Annotated in this window: 18 protein-coding genes; 8 read left to right on the top strand and 10 right to left on the bottom strand. The window is 68.8% G+C overall.

What is annotated here, in order from left to right; all coding sequences use genetic code 11:
- Positions 1 to 21 precede the first annotated feature (21 nt).
- Positions 22 to 1,281: an aminotransferase family protein gene (locus IHQ52_RS16815; protein ID WP_006436474.1), complete on the top strand. Its 1,260-nt coding sequence runs from the start codon at positions 22 to 24 to the stop codon at positions 1,279 to 1,281.
- Between the two features lie 132 nt (positions 1,282 to 1,413).
- On the opposite strand, the gene IHQ52_RS16810 is transcribed toward IHQ52_RS16815, so the two are convergent.
- On the bottom strand, positions 1,414 to 1,947 hold the full coding sequence (locus tag IHQ52_RS16810) for an alkyl hydroperoxide reductase (protein WP_006436475.1): 534 nt from the start codon (positions 1,945 to 1,947) through the stop codon (positions 1,414 to 1,416).
- 10 nt (positions 1,948 to 1,957) lie between these two features.
- Positions 1,958 to 2,545, bottom strand: coding sequence for a peroxiredoxin (locus tag IHQ52_RS16805; protein ID WP_238063638.1), 588 nt, complete (start codon positions 2,543 to 2,545; stop codon positions 1,958 to 1,960).
- 130 nt (positions 2,546 to 2,675) lie between these two features.
- On the opposite strand from IHQ52_RS16805, the gene IHQ52_RS16800 reads away from it, so the two are divergent.
- Positions 2,676 to 3,608: a hydrogen peroxide-inducible genes activator gene (locus IHQ52_RS16800; protein WP_024498503.1), complete on the top strand. Its 933-nt coding sequence runs from the start codon at positions 2,676 to 2,678 to the stop codon at positions 3,606 to 3,608.
- A 4-nt stretch (positions 3,609 to 3,612) separates the two neighbouring features.
- On the opposite strand, the gene IHQ52_RS16795 is transcribed toward IHQ52_RS16800, so the two are convergent.
- Together IHQ52_RS16795 and IHQ52_RS16790 are read right to left on the bottom strand one after the other, a co-directional pair.
- On the bottom strand, positions 3,613 to 5,718 hold the full coding sequence (locus tag IHQ52_RS16795) for a DEAD/DEAH box helicase (RefSeq protein ID WP_035760358.1): 2,106 nt from the start codon (positions 5,716 to 5,718) through the stop codon (positions 3,613 to 3,615).
- Complete coding sequence (locus tag IHQ52_RS16790; RefSeq protein ID WP_024498504.1) at positions 5,715 to 6,695, bottom strand: PAC2 family protein; 981 nt, start codon at positions 6,693 to 6,695, stop codon at positions 5,715 to 5,717. Before IHQ52_RS16790 ends, IHQ52_RS16795 begins: the two co-directional genes overlap by 4 nt.
- Positions 6,696 to 6,948: 253 nt before the next feature.
- Here IHQ52_RS16790 and IHQ52_RS16785 point away from each other — a divergent pair, with 253 nt between their 5' ends.
- Both IHQ52_RS16785 and IHQ52_RS16780 read left to right on the top strand, forming a co-directional pair.
- Positions 6,949 to 7,614 carry a hypothetical protein gene (locus IHQ52_RS16785; RefSeq protein WP_024498505.1) on the top strand — a complete coding sequence of 222 codons (666 nt, stop codon included), beginning with the start codon at positions 6,949 to 6,951 and terminating at the stop codon, positions 7,612 to 7,614.
- A gap of 91 nt (positions 7,615 to 7,705) precedes the next feature.
- Positions 7,706 to 8,800: a DUF4192 domain-containing protein gene (locus tag IHQ52_RS16780; RefSeq protein ID WP_238063636.1), complete on the top strand. Its 1,095-nt coding sequence runs from the start codon at positions 7,706 to 7,708 to the stop codon at positions 8,798 to 8,800.
- A 66-nt stretch (positions 8,801 to 8,866) separates the two neighbouring features.
- On the opposite strand, the gene IHQ52_RS16775 is transcribed toward IHQ52_RS16780, so the two are convergent.
- Positions 8,867 to 9,562 carry an iron-dependent transcriptional repressor DtxR gene (locus tag IHQ52_RS16775; protein WP_024498507.1) on the bottom strand — a complete coding sequence of 232 codons (696 nt, stop codon included), beginning with the start codon at positions 9,560 to 9,562 and terminating at the stop codon, positions 8,867 to 8,869.
- A gap of 160 nt (positions 9,563 to 9,722) precedes the next feature.
- Here IHQ52_RS16775 and IHQ52_RS16770 point away from each other — a divergent pair, with 160 nt between their 5' ends.
- Both IHQ52_RS16770 and IHQ52_RS16765 read left to right on the top strand, forming a co-directional pair.
- Complete coding sequence (locus IHQ52_RS16770; RefSeq protein ID WP_024498508.1) at positions 9,723 to 10,979, top strand: acetoin utilization protein AcuC; 1,257 nt, start codon at positions 9,723 to 9,725, stop codon at positions 10,977 to 10,979.
- Positions 10,972 to 13,812 (top strand): bifunctional acetate--CoA ligase family protein/GNAT family N-acetyltransferase, encoded by a 2,841-nt coding sequence (locus IHQ52_RS16765; RefSeq protein ID WP_024498509.1) that lies wholly within the window; start codon positions 10,972 to 10,974, stop codon positions 13,810 to 13,812. The genes IHQ52_RS16770 and IHQ52_RS16765 overlap by 8 nt, the downstream gene beginning before the upstream one ends.
- A gap of 22 nt (positions 13,813 to 13,834) precedes the next feature.
- Here IHQ52_RS16765 and IHQ52_RS16760 read toward each other — a convergent pair whose 3' ends face one another.
- Positions 13,835 to 14,773: a sigma-70 family RNA polymerase sigma factor gene (locus IHQ52_RS16760; protein ID WP_174324729.1), complete on the bottom strand. Its 939-nt coding sequence runs from the start codon at positions 14,771 to 14,773 to the stop codon at positions 13,835 to 13,837.
- A 289-nt stretch (positions 14,774 to 15,062) separates the two neighbouring features.
- On the bottom strand, positions 15,063 to 15,503 hold the full coding sequence (locus IHQ52_RS16755) for a DUF3099 domain-containing protein (RefSeq protein ID WP_024498510.1): 441 nt from the start codon (positions 15,501 to 15,503) through the stop codon (positions 15,063 to 15,065).
- 146 nt (positions 15,504 to 15,649) lie between these two features.
- On the opposite strand from IHQ52_RS16755, the gene IHQ52_RS16750 reads away from it, so the two are divergent.
- Complete coding sequence (locus IHQ52_RS16750; protein WP_024498511.1) at positions 15,650 to 15,922, top strand: DUF3039 domain-containing protein; 273 nt, start codon at positions 15,650 to 15,652, stop codon at positions 15,920 to 15,922.
- A 21-nt stretch (positions 15,923 to 15,943) separates the two neighbouring features.
- Here the strand turns inward: IHQ52_RS16750 and IHQ52_RS16745 are convergent, their stop codons facing one another.
- Positions 15,944 to 17,260, bottom strand: a complete 1,317-nt coding sequence (locus IHQ52_RS16745) for a YihY/virulence factor BrkB family protein (protein ID WP_024498512.1) — start codon at positions 17,258 to 17,260, stop codon at positions 15,944 to 15,946.
- 298 nt (positions 17,261 to 17,558) lie between these two features.
- On the opposite strand from IHQ52_RS16745, the gene IHQ52_RS16740 reads away from it, so the two are divergent.
- Positions 17,559 to 19,313, top strand: a complete 1,755-nt coding sequence (locus tag IHQ52_RS16740) for a DEAD/DEAH box helicase (RefSeq protein ID WP_024498513.1) — start codon at positions 17,559 to 17,561, stop codon at positions 19,311 to 19,313.
- A 94-nt stretch (positions 19,314 to 19,407) separates the two neighbouring features.
- Here IHQ52_RS16740 and IHQ52_RS16735 read toward each other — a convergent pair whose 3' ends face one another.
- Positions 19,408 to 19,614, bottom strand: a complete 207-nt coding sequence (locus tag IHQ52_RS16735; protein ID WP_006436490.1) for a DUF7455 domain-containing protein — start codon at positions 19,612 to 19,614, stop codon at positions 19,408 to 19,410.
- A 200-nt stretch (positions 19,615 to 19,814) separates the two neighbouring features.
- Entirely contained in the window at positions 19,815 to 20,816 is a 1,002-nt protein-coding gene (locus IHQ52_RS16730) for a sulfite exporter TauE/SafE family protein (protein WP_024498514.1), read from the bottom strand.
- Positions 20,817 to 21,005: the final 189 nt, after the last annotated feature.

Here is a 21,005-nt window from a genome sequence, read left to right as displayed (position 1 = left end):
CTCGCCCGGCATCATGGGGGCATGGCTGATTCTTCGAGGGCACTGTCCGATACTCCTGGCGCTCTGTGGCACGGTTTCGCCGACATGGGTGCGGTGACCGCGAGTGGCCCGTTCGTCGTGACCAAGGGTGAGGGAACCCGCATCTGGGACCGCGACGGCAAGTCCTATCTCGACGCGACGGCCGGTCTCTGGTTCACCAACGTGGGCCACGGCCGCACCGAGATCGCCGACGCGGTGGCGCGTCAGCTCGGCACCATCGCGCACTATTCCAACTTCGGGGACATCGCGAGCGACGTCACGCTGCAGCTCGCCGACGAGCTGGCCGCGATCGCACCGGTGCCCGGGTCCAAGATCTTCTTCACCTCGGGCGGCAGCGACTCGATCGACACGGCGGTCAAGCTCGCCCGCCGGTACTGGGTGGAGCAGGGCAAGCCCGGCAAGCGCGTCGTCGTCAGCCGCACGAAGGCCTATCACGGCATGCACGTCGCCGGTACGTCGCTGGCGGGCATCCCCCTCAATCACGACGGCTACGGCGAGCTCATGCACGACGTGCAGAACGTCGACTGGGATGACGCGAAGAGCCTGCTCGGCCTCATCGAGCGAGTCGGTGCGGACAACATCGCCGCGTTCTTCTGCGAGCCGATCATCGGTGCCGGTGGCATCTACCTGCCGCCGGCCGGATACCTGGACGAGGTTCGCGCGATCTGCCGCGACCACGACGTCCTGTTCGTCGTCGACGAGGTCGTCACCGGCTTCGGGCGTATCGGCGGCGACTCGTGGTTCGCCTCGGCGCGCTTCGACCTGCAGCCGGACATGATCACCACCGCCAAGGGTCTCACCTCGGGCTATGTGCCGATGGGTGCGGTCTTCATCGCGCCGCGCGTCGCCGAACCGTTCTTCGCCGGCGGCGTCTGGTGGCGCCACGGCTACACCTACGGCGGTCACGCCGCCGCGGCGGCCGCCGCGCTGGCCAACCTCGAGATCATCCGCCGCGAGAACCTGCTCGCGGAGGCGACGCGGCTCGAGGGGGATCTCGCCACGGCGTTGTCCCCGCTGGCCGACCTCGATTCGGTCGCCGAGGTGCGCACCGGCCTCGGTGCCGTCACCGCGGTCCAGCTAGCCGACCCGGCATCGGCCCCGGCGGCGGTGGTGAAGCTGCGTGAGCACGGTGTCAGCACGCGCGCCGCGGGACAGGGTGCGCTGCAGATCTCGCCGGCCTTCGTGATGACGACCGAGGAGGTCGGCGAGCTCGCCGACCGTATGCGGGCCGCGCTGAGCTGACCTCGATACACGGCGTCCTCGCTCCGCTCGGTCGACGTACTCGGCCGGCGGAGGCCCTCCCGAAGACACCAGCCCATACACCAAGGCCCGGTTACCGAATCGATAACCGGGCCTTGTTGTCTGGACGCGCTATCAGGCGTTCGCGAGCACCTCGGTGGTGGCGATGGCCTGGGCCACGCCGGTCACGATCGAGGCGACCTTGAGGGCTTCGAAGATCGCCTCCCGGTCGACGCCGGCCTCGCGCAGGGTGTTCTCGTGGGCGGCGACGCAGTGTCCGCAGCCGTTGATCGAGGACACGGCGAACGACCACAGCTCGAATGCGGCCTTGTCCACGCCCGGGTTGCCGATGATGTTCATCCGCAGGCCGGGACGCAGGTCGTCGTACTTGCCGTCGAGAAAGCCGCGGCCGCGGTAGAACACGTTGTTCATGCCCATGATCGACGCGGCGCCCAGGGCGGCGTTGTATGCCTCGGCCGACAGGATGTCGGCGGCCTCGTCGGCGATCTCGCCGAGCACCTTGGCGTTCTTCGTGGCGGCGGCGGTCGACAGCAGCGTGCCCCACAGCTGCTCTTCGTTCAGCGCGGTGGTCCGGCTGATCGAGCCCAGGTTGAGCTTGAGGTCCTTCGCGTACTCCGGAAGGGCTTCCTTGAGGTTGTCGATACTCATCTGATCCCCTCTAGACGCCCGAGGTCATGAGCTCGCCGGCGTTGATCGTCGGGTCGCCCTTCTTCCAGTTGCAGGCGCACAGCTCGTCGGACTGCAGGGCGTCGAGGACACGCAGGACCTCGTCGACGTTGCGTCCCACCGAGCCCGCGGTGACCGACACGAACTGGATCTCGTTGTTCGGATCGACGATGAAGGTGGCGCGGTCGGCGACCCCGTCGGCGTTGAGAACGCCTGCAGCAGTAGCCAGTTCACGCTTGAGGTCGCTCATCATCGGGAAGGGGAGGGTCTTCAGGTCCTCGTGCTGTGCACGCCACTGGAAGTGGACGAACTCGTTGTCGACCGAGGCGCCGAGCACCTGGGTGTCGCGATCGGCGAACTCGTCGTTCAGCTTGCCGAATGCGGCGATCTCCGTCGGGCACACGAACGTGAAGTCCTTGGGCCAGAAGAAGACGACGCGCCACTGACCGGGGTGGTCGTCGGAGGTGACGGTGGTGAAGTAGTCATCGGGCTGCTGGGCGTTGACCTTGCTGAGGTCGCCGCCGATCACGGCGGTGAGGTTGTAGGCGGGGAACTGGTCACCGATGGTGAGCAGGGCCATGTATCGCTCCTTCAGCTGAGTGAGTGAGTGTACGGAAACTGCGCGCGAACGAATTTCGCGACGTACGAGTACCATCGTGCCGGATTTTGCGCGAAAGCGAAACGTGATTAGTAGCACTACACTGATAGCCATGCCCGATAAAACTTATCAGCCGACCGTCGCCGGACTGCGCGCCTTCGTCGCCCTGGCCCAGCGCAGACACTTCGGTGCCGCCGCAACGGATTTGGGCGTGAGTCAGCCCTCGCTCTCGCAGGCCTTGTCGGCGCTCGAGGCGGGCCTCGGGGTGACGCTCGTGGAGCGCACCACGCGCCGCGTCCTGCTGACCCCGGACGGAGAGGAACTGCTGCCGCGGGCGATCGCGGCCGTCGACGCCGTCGACGAGTTCACGGCGGCGGCCGCGGGTGCCGGACGGCCGTTGCACGGGACGATCCGTCTCGGTGTCATCCCGACCGTCGCGCCCTATGTGCTGCCGGCCGTGCTGCGCGGTCTCGGTGAGAGACTTCCCGACCTGCGCCCTCGAGTCGTCGAGGAGCAGACCGCCCGTCTCGTCGAGCAACTGCGGGGCGGGACGCTCGACGTGGCGCTCCTCGCGCTGCCGCTCGAGATCCCAGGGATCGTCGAGGTGCCGCTCTACACTGAGGATTTCGTCCTCGCCCTGCCGGCCGGGCACGCTCTCGCCGGAAAGCGCCGAGTGGATCCCAGCGCCCTGGCCGACCTGCCGTTGCTGCTCCTCGACGAGGGGCATTGCCTGCGGGACCAGGCGCTGGAGGTGTGCGCGCTCGCGGGTGTGCGTCCTGATCTGGGACAGACCCGCGCGGCGTCGCTGACGACGGCCGTGCACTGCGTCGTCGGCGGTCTCGGGGTGACCCTCATCCCGCAGACCGCGGTCGCCTCGGAGACCGCATCGGGGGACCTGGCGATCGCCACGTTCGCCTCGCCGCGTCCGGGGCGCCGGATCGGGCTGGTGTTCCGGCGGTCCGCACGCCACGACGAGTCGTATCGGGAACTCGGGTCGATCATCGGTGAGCTCGTCGCCGAGACGGGCGCCGTCACGTCGGTCTAGGCGGTCAGGCCTCCGCAGCCTCGGCGGCGAGTGCCTCCCACTCGTCGACGAGGCTCGAATCGACCTCGCGGACCATGGTGCCGAGGTCGACGACGATCTGTTCGATCTCCGGCGTCACGGCGCTGGTCGGAACACCTTGGCGCAGAACCCGATAGCAGTCGGACAGGTAACGCAGCACGACGCCCTCGCTCCGGGCCAGCCCGTACGCGGAGATCAGCTCGGTGAAGGTCATGGCCTTCTCCAGCATCTCGCGGAGTACCGACTTCGGGTTGGGCGGGAACGACGCCACCCAGGGGTGGCCGCGCCGATAGATCTCGAACGCGCCGAAGATCTCCTCGAAGAGGGGTTGCGGCCAGGAGATGTCCTCCAGGCGCGACATCCGTTCCTCGTACTCGATCCCGTCGGCCTTCATCTCGGCGATCGCCGCGTCCCGGGCCACCTTGCGCTGGGCCAGCAGCAACGGCCGCGGGTTCTCCAGCGTCGACTCGAGAATCGAGATCACATCCAGTGCGTACGTGGAGGACTCCGGGTCGAGGATCTCGAACGTGGCCATCGCGAAGGCCGACAGCGGATTGGTCAGCGCGAAGTTCTCCGGCATGTCCACGCTCATCGCGATGTGCCGTCCGGTCTCATCGGGGGCGTCGAGCTGCACGACGATCCCGGCATCGCGCAGACCGCGGTACAACTCGATGGTGTGCTTGATGTGGCGCAGTTGACGATCACGCGGTTCGTGGTTGTCCTCGAGCAGGTGCCGGACGGCGGCGAAACAATCGCCGGGCCGACCCAGGACCTCGAGCAGCATCGCGGTGGTCATCTGGAAATGCGACCGCAACGGCTCGTCGGGTGCGTCGATCAGCTGGGTGAAGGTCTTCTCACCCCAGGATACGAAGCCTTCGGGAGGCTTGCGGCGCACCAGCTTCCGCAGCTTCTTGGGATCGTCGCCGGCCTTGGCGACGGCGCGGGCGTTCTCCACGTCGTGCTCGGGTGCCTGGGCCACCACATAGCCGACGGTGTCGAAGCCGGCCCGGCCGGCGCGGCCCGCGATCTGATGGAACTCCCGCGCCCGGAGGCGGCGGACGCGACGGCCGTCGTATTTGCTCAGCCCGGCGAACAACACCGTCCGGATCGGCACGTTGATGCCCACGCCGAGGGTGTCGGTGCCGGCGATGACCTTCAGCAGTCCCTGCTGCGCAAGACGTTCGACGAGCCGCCGGTATCGGGGGAGCATCCCGGCGTGATGGACGCCGATGCCCGAGCGCAGCAGCTTCGACAAGGTGTTGCCGAAGCCGGTGGAGAACCGGAAGTCGCCGATGGCCTCGGCGATCGCGGCCTTCTGCTCCTTGTCGCAGATCTTGACGCTCAGCAATGCCTGCGCGCGTTCGACGGCAGCGGCCTGGGTGAAGTGCACCACGTAGATCGGTGCACGTCCGCGCTCGACGAGATCGGCGATCGTCTCGTGGATGGGCGTCATCGCATAGTCGTGTTCGAGGGGCACGGGACGCTGGGCGCCGGTGACCTCGACCGTGTCCCGGCCGGTGCGGCGGGTGAGGTCGTCGACGAAGAAGGAGACGTCGCCGAGCGTCGCCGACATCAGCAGGAACTGGGTGGAGGGCAGCTCGATGAGCGGCACCTGCCACGCCCAGCCACGGTCGGGCTCACCGTAATAGTGGAACTCGTCGGCGACGAGCGTGCCGATGTCGCTGTCGCCACCGGCCGCTAGGGCGAGGTTCGCGACGATCTCGGCGGTGGCGCAGATGATCGGCGCGTCCGGGTTGACCGTCGCGTCACCGGTCAGCAGGCCGACCTGGTCGGCACCGAACATCGCGCACAGCTCGAAGAACTTCTCGCTGACGAGGGCCTTGATCGGCGCGGTGTAGAAGGCGCGCTCACCCCGGCAGCGCGCGAAATACAGGGCGCCGGCGGCCACGAGCGACTTCCCCGAGCCGGTCGGGGTCGCCAGGATGACGTGGCTGCCGGCGAGCAGCTCGAGCAGTGCCTCTTCCTGGTGCTCGTACAGGTCGAGGCCGCGATCGGTCCACCACTGCGTGTAGGTGTCGAGCGCCTGGTCCTCGTCGTCGACGGGCGCCAGGGCCGCCGCGCTCGCGGTCAGATCGACGATTGCGGTCCCTCGTCTCCGGGCTCGTCGTCCTTCGAACTCTGCTCGGCGGCCTGTTCGGCGAGGAATCGTTCGAGTTCGGCACCGAGCTCGTCACCGCTGGGCAGCGACTCCTCGGCGGCCAACAGCGACGCGCGCTCCTCGGCGGCCTGCGTGAAGGTGTCGTACTGGGTCTCCAGTGCGGTGACGACCGACTCGATCTCGCTGTTGCCCTCGACCTCGGTGTCCACCTGTGCGCGCACCTTCGCGGCGGCGCTCTCCAGCGCGGCGAGCGGCAGGTCCAGACCGGCCAGCTCGGCGACTGCGCCGAGCAGTCGCGCGGACGCGGCCGGGTAGTTGGTCTGCGCCAGGTAGTGCGGCACGTGGACCGACAGGCCCGAGGCTCGGTAGTCGTGCTCGCTCATCCGCAGTTCGAGCAGCATCGAGGCACTGGCCGGCAGCTTCATCGCCGAACCCCAGCGGGGGAGGTTCCCCAGGGCGTCGGGGTCGCTGCCGTGTGCGGTGATCGACGGCGGGCGCGTATGCGGCACCGCCATCGGGATCGCGTTGAGACCGATGACATCCGTGACTCCGAGTCGGTCGGACAGGCGGCGCACCGCGTCGACGAACTGTTCCCAGCGCAGGTCGGGTTCGGCGCCCGCCAACAGCAGGAAGCCCTTGCCCGCGTTGTCGCGGATCGCGTGCAGCGTCAGTGCCGGCATCTCGACCTCGGTGAAGGTCTCCCCGCTGAACGAGATCGTCGGGCGCCGGGAGCGGTAGTCCATCAGTTCGTCGGAGGAGAACGTCGCGACCAGTTCCGACTCCAGGCTGTCCCGGAGATGGGTGGCCGCCAGCGCGACGGCGTGGCCGGCGTCGGCGAACCCCTCGAGCGCATGGATCAGAACCGGGCCCGTGCCATCGGCACGGGTGACCTGCGGAGCGGGAAAGGCGAGTTCGTACAGCGCGTCGTTCCGCGCAGGTTGCTCGTCCACGTCATCCCTCCTTGTACGTGGCAGCCGTGGCACAGCACGGCTGGATTCTCGTCATATGTCTCATTGTCTCGCACCGGGGTCGCGGGTGAGCACGGGCATCCGGCGAAACACCAACAGTGCAACGACATCGTCGCGCCGGGGATTCCCGAATTGGGTGTGTCACCCGCGTGGGTGAGCGGTCGCGGTGGCACAGTAGATCGCTGTGACCCCGGCAACCGTTACGCCCCGTACGTCTTGTGGCCGCCGCCTGCGCGTGTTCGTGCTGGCCGCTGCCTGCACCGTTCTCGCCGGTGGCGTCCTGTCGGCGTGCTCGATCCAGGGCGACGCCCAGTCGTCGAATCCGGACCTGTCGTCGAGGTCGGTGGCCGCCTCGGATTTCCCGGGTGGTCCGGCGAGCCCGATCCCGCCTCAGGCGGTGGCCAACGCGCTCGCCGACGTCACCGGTGGTCCGGCACCCGGACAGGGGAGCAACACCGAGGTGTCACCGGCCGAGTGCGCACCCTCACCGGTGTCCGCCGACGGCGCGGTCGCCCTTCTCGGTCCCGGGACCGCGGAACGATCGACCCTGACCACCGTCGTCGCACACGTCGACACGTCGCTCGCCGAGGTCGTGGGCCGCGCCGAGAAATGCCCGGAACTGACCACGACGACCTTCGGTGCGTCGTCGACAGTGACCACTGAGGTCCTGCCCGCACCGCCGGCACCCGACGGCGTCGCGACCGCGACCATCCGTCGCACGATCGTCACCGGTGGTGGTACCGCGCCGGTGACCACCAGCTCGCTCGCCCTGATCGGCGAGCGCGACGGGGTTCGCGTGTATGCCGAATATCGTTGGCCCGCAGCAGGTCCGGTACCCGCAGAGGATTCGGCGGCGCTCGACGAGCTGTTCACGAAGGCGGTGTCGGCGGCCTTCGGCTGAGACCCGCCGGCCTGTGGACGGGCCGCGGAGGTTGTCCACAGGTCTCCCGGCTCGCCGTCGTGGGGGCCGGGCACGACAGATGCTCTCGTGCATGCCCGGATTCTCGGCGTCCTCGCGCCTCTACCGTGACCCCATCGATCCGACGACGCTGCTCACGGCGATCCCGGCGCTGCTCGGCTTCCTGCCGGAGCGCTCGATCATCGTCGTCGCCTTCGCGCCCGACCGTGGGATCTCGGCCACCATGCGACACGACCTGGCCCTCGACGACACCGGGAACCCGACACCCGAGCTGTCCACGGTGCTGGCCGGCCTCGGGTCGATCACAGATTCCTATGGCGCCGAGGAGGTCGTGGCGATAGTCGCCGACGACCGTTTTCCGGCCGACAGTGCGCAATATCGGCGGGTGCTCGCGATCGCCGACCGGCACTTCGGCGCGATCGGGGGCGTCGCTGCCGGATTCGCGGTGGCCGCGTTCGATCCCGGGGCGCCGTGGTCGGTCATCTGGTGTCCCGACGGGCAGGCGTGGTCGATCGACGTCGTCGACGACCACGGTGGAGTTCTCGACGATCCGCAGACCTGTCCGACCGCCATCGCCGAGGCCGTGAAATCGGGCCGTCGAATCCTGCCGCGCCGGTCGGAGATGCGGGCGATGCTCGAACCCGTCGACGGCGAATGCAGCGCCTCACGGCCGGGCCCGGACTGCGACGACTGTCGGGTCCTCCCGGTCGGGTCGCTGTCCGACGCACACCTGCTGGACCTGGTGATGGACTCGATCGCCGACGCCGGGGAGTCGCTGGACTGCACCGAGGTCGCGCTGCTGGAACAGGCCGTCGTACGACCCCGCACCCGCGATGCGCTGCTCGTCCTCGCGGTCACCGACCTACGGGAGGACGCTGAGCTGGTCTGGCGGGAACTCACCCGGCGACTCGCCGGGCCCGGACGGGCCGGGGCCGCGACCCTGCTCGCGCACCTGCACTACATCGGTGGGGAAGGGGCCTACGCGGGCGTCGCACTCGACGTCGCCCTCGAATCCGACCCGGACGCGAAGCTCGCCGGACTCCTCGACGGCTGCCTGCGCTCGGGAGTCCGACCCGGCAAACTGTGGGAGATGATCGACGGTTCGTACGCCACCGCCCTGGCGCTCGGGGTGCGGATGCCGGAGATCACCCGGCGCGCCGCCGGGTGATCTCCGGATGTGACGGCCTCAGACCTTCACTGCCTCAGACTTCTACTGCCTCAGACCTTCACTGCCTCAGACCTTCTCGACGACCTTCTCGACGAACACCGAGTGCGCCATGTCCGGGGAGAGCTCCAGACCCTCGTGCCCGGGCGTGTTGATCGTGATGATGCCCGCGGAGTTGGTCACCGTCACCCGGGCATTCGGCACCACCCCGGCCTCCCGCAGCTGCGAGATGAGACCCACGTCGGACTGTGCGTGCTCCGACAGGCGCCGCACGATGACGGCCACGGTGTCGCCGGCGGGCAGATCTGCGAGACGGGTCGCGCCGTCGTCGGTAGTGGGCACCTCGACGCCGAGCAGTTCCAGACCCGGGATCGGGTTGCCGTAGGGCGAGGTCGTCGGGTACTCGAGCACGGCGAGCAGACGACGTTCGACGTTCTCGCTCATGACGTGCTCCCAGCGGCAGGCCTCCTCGTGGACCTGATCCCAGGGCATGCCGATCACATCGACCAGGAGCCGCTCGGCGAGGCGATGCTTGCGCATCACCGCGACGGCCAGCGAACGGCCGCGCTCGGTCAGCTCGAGGTGGCGGTCGCCCGCGACGCGCAGAAGTCCGTCGCGCTCCATCCGGGCAACGGTCTGGGACACGGTCGGACCGCTTTGGTCGAGGCGCTCGGCGATGCGCGCCCGCAGCGGCACGATCCCCTCTTCCTCGAGGTCGTAGATCGTCCGCAGATACATCTCGGTGGTGTCAACCAGATCGTTCACTGTGCCCAATCCCTTTCGTCCCCGCCAAGATTACCCTGTTTACCCACGGTGACCGCCCTCTCAGGGGCCGTCGTCTCGTCACCACGACCCTGACGGTACGCACGTGTGGTCGAACCGACATCGCTCACCCGGCCGCGAGTTGAACCACTAGCCTGAACGTGTGACCGACACTTCTGCGACGGCCGTCATCTGGAGCGAGGACTTCCTGTCCTACCGGTGGGCCCACACCCACCCGATGAACCCCGTGAGGCTCGCGCTGACGATGACCCTCGCCCAGAGCCTCGGCGTGCTCGACGACGTCGAGACCGTCCCGCCGCAGGCCATCGACGACGACGCGCTCACCGTGGTGCACAGCCGCGACTACATCGACGCCGTCCGCGCGGTGGGTTCCGGCACCGCGTCGCTGTCCGGTCCGCTCCTCGAGCGGCTGTTCGGACTCGGCGACGCCGACAACCCGGTGTTCGCCGGGATGCACGAGGCCGCCCGGCTCCTCGTCGGCGGCACCCTCGCCGCCGCGCAGACCGTGGCCTCCGGCGCTGCGACCCGCGCGGTCAACATCGGCGGCGGCATGCATCACGCGATGCGGGCACGCGCCGCGGGCTTCTGCATCTACAACGACTGCGCGATCGCGATCAGATATCTGCTGGACAAGGGATTCGACCGGATCGCCTACATCGACGTCGACGCCCATCACGGCGACGGCGTCCAGGTGGAGTTCGCGGCGGATCCGCGGGTGATGACGGTCTCGCTGCACCAGCATCCGGCGACGCTGTGGCCGGGGACCGGCTGGCCGACCGAGGTCGGCGACGGCGACGCGCAGGGGAGTGCGGTCAACCTCGCGCTGATGCCCAACACCGAGGATCGGCTGTGGCTGCGGGCCTTCCACGCCGTCGTGCCGTCGCTGATCGCCGGGTTCAAACCGCAGATCATCGTCAGCCAGTGCGGCGCCGACAGTCATCGCGCCGACCCGCTCACCGACCTGTCGCTCACCGTCGACGGTCAGCGCGCGGCGATGATCGCGATGCGTGAGCTCGCCGACAAGTACTGCGAGGGGCGCTGGATCGCGGTCGGCGGCGGCGGATACGGCGTGGTCAACGTGGTGCCGCGCAGCTGGACCCACCTGCTGGGCGTGGCGCTCGACCGCGAGGTGGACGTCACCGCGACCATCGACGAATCCTGGTGCGCCACAGCCGAACAGATCTCGACGCAGGTGCATTCCGACTACGCCCGGCCGCCGGTCGGGGTGATGGGTGACGGCGGTGACGTCGATTATCAGCCGTGGGACGGCGACGCCGGCCAGGAGCCGCCCGAGGGGGTGAGCGCGACGGCACAGCGACAGACCGATCGCGCCATCCTCGCGACCCGCCGCGCGGTGTACCCTCTGCACGGTCTCGACCCGGAGGATCCCCGTGACTGATCAGGACGTGTCGTCCACCCCAGAACACTCCACGACCGCGCCGCAGGCGTTGGCCGATCAGCCCGAACCCCGTGGCGCCTGGGACTATCCGCGGCACTGGATAGCCGACGTGCTGGCCTCCGACGGCGGTGTCGTGCACCTGCGGCCCATCGTGCCCGACGACGCCGACCGGATCGTCGCCTTCCATTCCAAGCTCTCCGAACGAACCCGCTACATGCGGTACTTCGGTCCGACGCCCACCCTGCCGCCCCGTGAGGTGGCGCGGATGACGACCGTCGACCACCAGCAGCGCGTCGCGATCGTGGCGGTGCTCGGTGGCGAGATCATCGCCGTCGGCATCTACGAGGGGCTCGCCTTCGACGGCAAGCCGGAGTCGGCCGAGGTCGCCTTCGTCGTCGCCGACGAACACCAGGGCCGCGGCCTCGGACCGGTCCTGCTCGAACATCTCGCCGGCGCCGCGGCCGAGAACGGTTTCACCCGCTTCGAGGCCGAGGTGCTCAGCGAGAACCCGAACATGGTCGCCGTGTTCCGGGACGCCGGCTACCAGCTGGCCCGCAGCTTCGACGGCTCGACGGTGCATGTGGAGTTCCTGATCGACCCCACCGAGGCACTGCTGTCGGTGCGCAACGCCCGCGAGAACGCGTCGGAAGCCCGCAGCGTCGCGAACCTGCTGCGCCCGACCTCGGTCGCGGTGATCGGCGCGTCGACCGACCCGAACAAGGTCGGAAACGCGCTGCTGGCCAACATCATCGCCGGGGGGTTCACCGGTCCGGTCTTCCCGGTGAACGGGCCCGCCCGAGTCGAGGAGGAACCGCCGAGCCCCGGGTCACAGCGCCCGGGCCGCCCGACGTCGCCGAACCGGCGGCGCACTCACGAACGTCCGCCGTCGGTGCGCGGCATCCGCGCCTACGAGACGGTGCGCGACATCCCGGATCCGGTGGACCTCGCGGTGGTCGCGGTCCCGGCGTCCCGGGTCAACGACGTCCTCGACGACTGCCTGGTGAAGGGCGTGCGGACCCTCGTCGTCGTGTCGTCCGGTTTCGGTGACTCCGGCGAGGAGGAGGGTCTGGAGAACGAGCGACGCCTCGTCGCGCAGGTCCGCGAACACGGCATGCGGCTCGTCGGCCCGAACGCGCTGGGCGTGGCCAACAACGACGCCGGTATCGCGCTGAACGCCACGCTCGCGCCGCGCATCCCCGCCGCCGGCCGGGTCGGGTTCTTCTGCCAGTCCGGCGCATTGGGCATCGCGATCCTCGACACCGCCGCCCGGCGCCAGATCGGGTTGTCGACCTTCGTCTCCGCCGGGAATCGCGCGGACGTCTCCGGCAACGACCTGCTGCAGTACTGGGACAGCGACGCCTCGACCGATGTGATCCTGCTCTACCTCGAGAGCTTCGGTAACCCGCGGAAGTTCTCCCGCATCTCCCGCCGGGTGTCGCGGGCCAAGCCGATCGTGGCGGTGAAGTCGGGCAGGGGAGCGATGAGCCCGGTGCGCGCGGCCCGGTCCGCGGCCAACTTCGACGACCAGATCGCGCGCATGATGCTCGAGCAGGCCGGTGTCATCCAGGTCGACACGATCCCCGAACTGTTCGACTGCGCGGCGTTGTTCGCCTATCAGCCGCTGCCGCGCGGACCCCGCGTCCGCATCATCGGCAACTCGTCGGTGTTGGGCAGCCTCGCCGCCGACCAGGCCCGCAACGGCGGCCTGGAGGTGGTCGACAACATCGATCTCGGCGCGGGGGCGACGGAGGAACTGTTCGAGGACGCCGTGTCGGCGGCAATGACCGACACCGGCGTCGACGCGATCGTCGTCGTCTTCGTGCCGCCGGTGGCCGTCGACGCCGACTGGCACGCCCGCGCGCTCATGGCCGCGGCCAACACCCCCGGTGCCGACGGTGCCAAACCGATCGTCACCACGTTCCTCGCCGTCGAGGGTATCCCGCCGGGCCTCACGAAACCCGGCCCGAACGGTCTGCCCGAACGCGGCTCCATCCCGTCCTATGCCAGCCCGGAGCGCGCCGCAGCAGCTCTCGCGCGCGCCTGGCAGTACGCCAAGTGGCGGATGCGGCCGGAGTCGGTCGTCCATCGGGCCGAGGGCACCGATCCGGAGGCGGCCCGCATGTACGTCCGCGAGGCGATGGACTCCGACGGCTCGTCGTCGGACCGTCTTCTCGGCCAGGTCGAGTCGGCGAGGCTGCTGCGGTGGTACGGCATCTCGGTCGTCCCGTTCCGTGAGGTCACGACGATGCACGAGGCGTCGGCGGCGGCCCGCGAACTCGGCTTCCCGGTCGCGGTGAAGGCGACCTCGTCGAAGTGGCGGGGACGTCTCGACCGCGAGGGCGCCCGGCTCGACCTGCCCGACGCGACCGCCGTCGTGAACGCCTTCGCCGAGCTGAGCGAGCTGACCGGCGACCACGTCCTCCACGTCCAGAAGATGGCACCGAAGGGCGTCGGCACGGTCATCCGAGTCCGCGACGACGAGTCCTTCGGTTCGGTGATCTCGTTCGGGCTGTCGGGACGGACCTTCGACCTGCTGGGCGATCACGGGTATCGCGCGATCCCGCTCGCCGAACTCGACGCGCGAGAACTGATCGACGAGCCGCGATCGGCGCCGCTCCTCAACGGCTACCGCGGTGAGGAGCCAGCCGACAAGGAGGCGCTCGTCGACCTGCTCCTGCGGATCTCCACCCTGGTCGACGACATCCCCGAGGTGCGCGAGGTGCTGTGCGACCCCATCCTCGTCTCGGTGGACGGCGCATCGGTACTCAATGCCCAGATACGCGTCGGCCCGGTGCCCGACAGGCGGGACACCGGACCGAGGCGGTTGAGCTAGGAGGCTCTCGAACCAGAGGACGTCAGCTGGCGTAGGCGCGCAGACGCTCGGCACGATCGCCGGCGCGGAGCTTGCCCATGACCTCGCGCTCGATCTGTCGCACGCGCTCGCGCGACAGCCCGAACATGCGGCCGATCTGATCGAGGGTGCGCGGCTGACCGTCATCGAGGCCGTAGCGCATCCGGATGACCTGCTGTTCGCGCTCGTCCAGGGTCGCCAGTACCGCACGGATGTCCGAGTGCAGCAGACCGGCGATGACGGCGTTCTCGGCGGAAGTGGCCTCGGCGTCCTCGATGAAGTCGCCGAGCGGGGCCTCCTCGTCGCTGCCGACCGGCATGTCCAGGCTCACCGGGTCGCGGCTGTGGTCGAGCAGATCGGCGATCTTCTCGGCCGGGATGCCCGACTCGCTGGCCAGTTCATCGTCGGTGGCCTCGCGACCGAGCTGCTGATGAAGCTCCCGCTTGATGCGGGCGAGCTTGTTCACCTGCTCGACGAGATGGACGGGGAGCCGGATGGTGCGGCTCTGGTCGGCCATGCCGCGGGTGATCGCCTGGCGGATCCACCACGTCGCGTAGGTCGAGAACTTGAAGCCCTTCGCGTAGTCGAACTTCTCCATGGCGCGGATCAGACCCAGGTTGCCCTCCTGGATGAGGTCGAGGAGCGGCATTCCGCGACCGGTGTAGCGCTTGGCCAGCGAGACGACGAGACGGAGATTCGCCTCGAGCAGATGGGACCGTGCGGCCTCACCCTCGCGGACGATGGTCGCCAGGTCGCGCTTCTTGGTTGCCGAGAGGCGCTTCTTGGTTGCCAGGACGTGCTTGGCGTAGAGGCCGGCCTCGATCTGCTTGGCGAGTTCGACCTCCTGCTCTGCGTTGAGGAGAGCGGTGCGTCCGATCCCGTTGAGGTAGACGCGGACGAGGTCCGCGGCGGGCGACTGGGCGTCGAGATCCTGTTCCGTCATCGCCGGGCGGGTGCCCGGGGCGGACGGATCCGCGAAACCTGTGGTCGGGGTCGAACGTGCAACTGTCGAGCGTGACATGCGGCCTCCTGACTTGAATACGTTCACTGGGTCCAACGTCCATGCGTTGGCGATAGTTCCCGAAAGTGATTCGTCGCAAACCCGGAGGAGGCTTGGTGACCTGCGAAGACTTTCACCGATTCGCAGGGACGGCTGAGAAGTTGCTGAGATGTCGGGCCGCGGGGGAACCCGCTGCGGTCCCGCCCCGTCGGTCGTCGGGATCGACGGTGACTCAGTCGTCGTCGGGGTCGACCACGTGACCGTCGACGGTGCGGTGGGGGAGTTGCTGTTCGGTGCGCGAGAGGGCGGGAGGGCCGACGACGTGATGATCGGCGCCGTACTTGTAGAGAGGTACCTCCCCCCGCTTGCGCGGCGGCCGGTCGTTGGCGATGAGCACCGCCATCCAGGGCAGCGGGATGGAGACGGCGACGATGGCCAGCGCAAGAAGCCCCGAACCGGTGAGCGAGTAGGCGACGCCGGCGATGATCAGCGCGGGGACGCGGAACGCCATCATGATCAGGTACTTGCGGACACGGGCCTTCTGCTGCGCCTCGAGGGAGTCCTGGGCGTCGGTGATCAGGAAGGTCTCGGCGGGCACGGCCGGATGTTCCGACCTGCCGAAGCGCTTCGAGTCCTCGTGGTGGCCGTGCGGCTCATTGCCGTTCGCGCCCATGGAATCCCTTTGTTCGAACACCCTCTCCACTGTCCCACTTTCGGTTGCTCTTTGCACTCACGGATTCCGGGCCCGGGCGCCGCCCTGTGCCGGATGCGCAGCGGCCTCTCTGTGCCCCGGGTGCCCCGGTGACGCACAATAGAGCAATGGCAACTGAAACCATCGAACGCCCCGATCTCGACGAGTGGACCGACACCGAGACCGACGAGCGGTCCGAAGCCGACGCCACCGACAGCAGTGACGACGACCGGCCCAAGTTCTTCCACTACGTCAAGAAGGACAAGATCGCGGAGAGCGCCGTGATGGGCAGCCACGTGGTCGCGCTCTGCGGCGAGACCTTCCCGGTGACCCGGGCGGCCAAGCCGGGTTCGCCGGTGTGCCCGAAGTGCAAGAAGATCTACGCCAAACTGCGCAAATAGCCGAGCGGGCGCCGGGACCGGTCAGTCGCTCCCGCGGTCACGCGTGGGCCGGCGGATCGGTCCCGACGACAGCCGGTCGGGGATCGTCTTGAGCTGACCGGTGATGTCGGAGGTCTGCGAGTTGACCCAATGCCGGACCTGGGTCGTCGTGGACGCCTTGGCCGGCCAGAACTGCTGCACCGCCGCGTTGAACTCGGCGCCGATGACGATGCCGAAGCCGAGCGAGAAGGTGAACAGCAGGAAGGCGATGGGCGTCGCCAGCGCACCGTAGGACACGCCGGCCTCGGTGATCTTCGTCAGGTAGATGCGCAAGACGTAGCTGGCGACCCAGAAGAAGACGCCCGCGACGATCGCGCCGCCGATGAGCCGGTGCCACGGGAGCGGATTGGGCAGTGCCAGGTGGTAGAGCGTCGTGAGGACGAACAGCAGCAGGACGGCGACGAACGGGAAGTAGCCGTAGTCGATGAGTGTGGTCACGAACGATCCCCAGGACGCGGGCACGATGGCCCGCAGATAGTTCGGTCCGAGGGCGACCAGCGGCAGCAGGAAGACCGCCACGAAGAGGAAGCCGACATAGAGGAACAGCGCGAAGAAGCGCTGCCACACCGGATGTCGGACCTCGTGCTGGTCGTGCGCCTTCGCGATCGAGGCGATGAAGCACGACATCGCCGAGGAGCCCGCCCACAGCGACAGGATGAAACCCACCGACATGAGTCCGATGCGGCCCCGGCCCAGCACGCTGTCGACGGTCGGGGTGATCAGGTCGTCGACGACGGTCTCGGTGAAGGTGCGCTGCGCGAATTCGATGATGCGGTCGTAGACGATGTCGACGGTGCCGGGACCGAACCAGCCCGCGACGTAACCGACCGAGCCGAGGAGCCCGAGCAGTAGCGGGGGCAGGGAGAGCGCCTGCCAGAACGCGGCCTGCGCCGCCCAACCGATGATCCCGTCGTCCCAGGATTTCACGATCGTGCGCCACACCACCCGGTGGATGTTGGGTAGTACCGGGGGGCCGGGTTCGTCCTCGGTGCCGTCGGAGTCGGGCGCCTTCGCGCGGCTCGCGGGGACGGGTTCGTCGACGCCTTCGGGCTTCGCCTCCTTCTCGGCGTCCTCGGGCTCCGCCCGCTTCTCCGCTCCGGTCGTCGTCCTGGGGGATTCGGGCATGACGGGGACGTCTCGTGATGCAGGAGCGGTGTCGCCGGACGCCGAGGTGTCCCCGACGAACGGGGCGGGCCGGCGAGGAGTCCGAAACGTGGTGTCGAGTGGACTGGTGTCGCGTTGACCGGCGTCGAGCGGCGCGGTCACGGCGTTCGACGGATTCGGACACACGGCAGCCACCGGCGACGTCGCGTCGCCGGCCAGCGGTACCGGGTTCCTCTTTCGCGTTGTGATGAGTTCAATATCCCCGATCAAGGGCCCGGAAGGGTACCCGGGTCACCAGGCGCGTCGTTCGGAGTGACCACGCGGGGATGCGCACGCGGCTGTCGGCGAGCCGCGACGAGGGGGTGTCGCGATGCGGGGGCGGGGCGGCCCCGGCGGTACGATTGCCGGGTCCCCTTCGGCGCGGGTCCTCCCAACGCGAGGGGTCATTTCATGCCCGGTAGGGAATCCGTACGCCGTCAGGAGCAGCACACACGTGACGTCAGCCGAACCCTCCACCAGCGCCGGGACCGATGCCGCGGCCCCCAACCGGCCTCAGCTGCGTGCGTGGCAGCGCCGTGCACTCACCAAGTACCTGACGCGCAAGCCGAAGGACTTCCTCGCGGTGGCGACCCCCGGTGCCGGTAAGACGACGTTCGGTCTACGGGTCGCCCGCGAGTTGCTCGACGACCGCACCGTCGAGCAGATCACCGTCGTCGCGCCGACCGAGCACCTCAAGCACCAGTGGGCGGAGGCGGCCGCGCGCGTGGGTATCGCACTGGATTCGCGTTTCTCCAACTCGGCCGGTCAGACCAGCTCCGACTACCACGGCGTGGTCCTCACCTACGCCCAGGTCGCGGCACACCCGACCAAGCACCGGGTCCGCACCGAGAACCGGCGGACCCTCGTGATCCTCGACGAGATCCACCACGGCGGCGACGCCAAGTCGTGGGGCGAAGCGATCCGCGAGGCCTTCGACGACGCCGAACGCCGACTGCTGCTCACCGGTACGCCGTTCCGCTCCGACGACTCGCCGATCCCGTTCGTCGTCTACGAGCCCGAACCCGGCGGAAACCAGCGTTCCAAGGCCGACCACACCTACGGCTACGCCGACGCCCTGAAGGACGGCGTCGTCCGTCCGGTGGTGTTCCTCGCGTACTCGGGTGAGGCGAGCTGGCGGACCAGCGCCGGTGAGGAGTTCACCGCTCGGCTTGGTGAGCCGCTGTCGGCCGAGCACACCGCCCGGGCCTGGCGGACCGCCCTGGATCCCCACGGCGACTGGATCCCCGCGGTCCTCACCGCCGCTCACACCCGACTCGGCCAGCTGCGTGCCAGCGGCATGCCCGACGCCGGCGGTCTGGTCATCGCGACCGACCAGTCGACCGCCCGCGACTATGCCGAACTGCTTACCGCCATCACCGGCAAGCAGCCGACCCTGGTCCTCTCCGACGACCCCAAGTCGTCGTCGCGGATCGCTGAGTTCTCCGCGTCGAAGGACGAGTGGATGATCGCGGTGCGCATGGTGTCCGAGGGCGTCGACGTGCCGCGGCTCGCGGTCGGCGTCTACGCCACCAGCTCGTCGACGCCGCTGTTCTTCGCGCAGGCGATCGGTCGATTCGTGCGGTCGCGGCGCCCCGGCGAGACCGCGAGCGTGTTCCTGCCGTCCGTCCCGGTGCTGCTCGACCTCGCGAGCCAGATGGAGGCCCAGCGCGACCACGTCCTCGGCAAGCCGCACCGCGAGAGCGACGGTCTCGACGATCAGCTGTTGATCGATGCGAACAAACAGAAGGACGAACCGGGGGAGGACGAGCCGGCGTTCCAGTCGCTGCACGCCGACGCCGAACTCGACCAGGTCATCTTCGACGGCGCGTCGTTCGGCACGGCGACCTTCGCCGGCAGCGACGAGGAATCGGACTATCTCGGCCTGCCGGGGCTCCTCGACGCCGATCAGGTGCGGGCACTCCTGCAGAAGCGTCAGGCCGAGCAGGTCGTGTCCCGGACGTCGGCCCCCGCGGCGGAGTCCGCGTCCGAACAACCGGAGCCCGGGCGCGGTCCCGGCACCACCGGGGAGAACCTGCACGCGCTGCGCAAGGAACTCAACACCCTGGTCGCCATGCACCATCACCGCACCGGCAAGCCGCACGGCATGGTGCACAACGAGCTCCGAACCAGGTTGGGTGGTCCGCCGACGGCGATGGCCAGCGCCGAGCAGCTCAAGGAACGCATTGCCGCTCTGCGGACGTGGCGCTGACCGGCACCGGACCCGAACACGAGAGAACCCGGCCGGATGATCCGGCCGGGTTCTTCTTCGTCTGTGGCTGTCGCCCGTCAGGCCATGACGAGTGTCAGACCAGTTCGCCCGCGGCTTCGACCACGGTGGCGCTGAGCTCCACCAGGCGCGCTTCGTGCTCGTTGAAGTGATGACGGCAGAAGAGAAGCTCGCCGCCCTTGGGCAGGACGGCACGTACCTTGGCTGCTGCGCCGCAGCGATCACAGCGATCGGCGGCGGTGAGCGGCAGGTAGATCGGGGCTGTGGTGGCGATGTCAGTCATGGTTCCTCCGTCCCGGTCCGGCGCCGGTGTCCGGTCGCCTTCCCTTCGAGCCGACACATCCGGGCGATGCGTCAACCTCACTCTGTCAGACGTTCGGCGGGTTCGTATTGTTCCGGCAGGTGCCATCGGTGTGTCGTCACTCACCGTTTACCTCGGGCAACAATGTGACAACGTCTGCCGGAAACCGTTTCAGGCTGCTGTCAGCCGGCTGGGGTCGGCGACTGGGAGCCGGCGACATCGGAGTCCGCATCCGGCACCTGCGCATCGGTGTCGGCGCCGACGAGCGCCACCTCCTGCTCCTCGCGGAAGTGGGTGATCGCGTCGGAGGACTCGTTCTCGCGGTCGCGCAGGTATTCGCGGAGCGAGTAGGCGAAGGCGGCCGCCCACCCGACGGCGATGACGACATAGAAGATGTTCCGCACACCGCCGGGGGCGTCGATGAAGTCGCTCTTGAGCAGGCTGCGCGTGTTGGTCAGGACGATGAGGCCGCCGACCGAGGCGCCGAGCAGGCGCGGCGGGATGTGGCGGACCAGCCAGGCGGCGATCGGGGCCGCGATGACACCGCCGACGAGAATGGCACCGACCCACGCGAAGTTGATGCCCTGGGAGCCGAGGCTGAACAGGAAGCCGAGGCTGGCAGCGACGGCGATGATGAACTCACTGGTGTCGATCGAACCGATCACCTTGCGGGGCTCGAGCCGGCCACTGGCCAGGATCGCCGGGGTACCGACCGGCCCCCAGCCGCCGCCACCGGTGGCGTCGACGAAGCCGGCGACGAAGCCCAGCGGGCTCAGGAAGCGCTTGCGCAGCGGCTTGCCGAGGTTGTGTCGGGGGATGCCCTGGAAGGTGAAACGGATCAGGATGTAGAGCCCGAGCAGCAGCAGGATGACGGCCATGAGGGGTGCGGCCGCCTCGGTCGACAGATTGGCGAGAATCGTCGCACCGAGGAAGGCGCCGATGGCACCCGGGATGGCGATGCGGCGGACCACGCGCCAGTCGACGTTGCCGAACTTCCAGTGGGAGACACCGGACACCAGCGTGGTGCCGATCTCGGCGAGGTGGACGGTGGCCGACGCCGCGGCCGGGTTGGTGCCGATCGCGAGGAGCAGCGTGGTGGTGGTGACGCCGTAGGCCATACCGAGGCTGCCGTCGACGAGTTGGGCGGCGAGGCCGACGAGGCCGATCAGGACAATCGTTCTCATGGAGGATCTTTCGGGGCTGGCACGCGGTCAGGGCGCGCCGAGGCTGGGACGAGCGCACGAAGGGCTCGCGATGACGGGTGGGGACAGGACGGTCCCGGGTGGGGTCGGTCGCATCAGCGACACAGCATCGAGGCCACCCGCAGCAGATCGACGGCGGGGCGGGTCACCAGAAGGGGACCACTCGCCGAG

It is taken from the genome of Gordonia amicalis (genome assembly GCF_022059885.1).
Taxonomy (GTDB): Bacteria; Actinomycetota; Actinomycetes; order Mycobacteriales; family Mycobacteriaceae; genus Gordonia; species Gordonia amicalis.
The sequence above is the reverse complement of the archived record's forward strand: the minus strand, read 5'-3'. Positions and strand labels throughout refer to the sequence as shown.

Excerpts from the sequence above, each read along its gene's own strand:
- IHQ52_RS16815 (WP_006436474.1), top strand. The coding sequence starts at position 22 with ATGGCTGATTCTTCGAGGGCACTGTCCGATACTCCTGGCGCTCTGTGG.
- IHQ52_RS16810 (WP_006436475.1), bottom strand. The coding sequence starts at position 1,947 with ATGAGTATCGACAACCTCAAGGAAGCCCTTCCGGAGTACGCGAAGGAC.
- IHQ52_RS16805 (WP_238063638.1), bottom strand. The coding sequence starts at position 2,545 with ATGGCCCTGCTCACCATCGGTGACCAGTTCCCCGCCTACAACCTCACC.
- IHQ52_RS16800 (WP_024498503.1), top strand. The coding sequence starts at position 2,676 with ATGCCCGATAAAACTTATCAGCCGACCGTCGCCGGACTGCGCGCCTTC.
- IHQ52_RS16780 (WP_238063636.1), top strand. The coding sequence starts at position 7,706 with ATGCCCGGATTCTCGGCGTCCTCGCGCCTCTACCGTGACCCCATCGAT.
- IHQ52_RS16760 (WP_174324729.1), bottom strand. The coding sequence starts at position 14,773 with ATGACGGAACAGGATCTCGACGCCCAGTCGCCCGCCGCGGACCTCGTC.
- IHQ52_RS16755 (WP_024498510.1), bottom strand. The coding sequence starts at position 15,503 with ATGGGCGCGAACGGCAATGAGCCGCACGGCCACCACGAGGACTCGAAG.
- IHQ52_RS16750 (WP_024498511.1), top strand. The coding sequence starts at position 15,650 with ATGGCAACTGAAACCATCGAACGCCCCGATCTCGACGAGTGGACCGAC.
- IHQ52_RS16735 (WP_006436490.1), bottom strand. The coding sequence starts at position 19,614 with ATGACTGACATCGCCACCACAGCCCCGATCTACCTGCCGCTCACCGCC.
- IHQ52_RS16730 (WP_024498514.1), bottom strand. The coding sequence starts at position 20,816 with ATGAGAACGATTGTCCTGATCGGCCTCGTCGGCCTCGCCGCCCAACTC.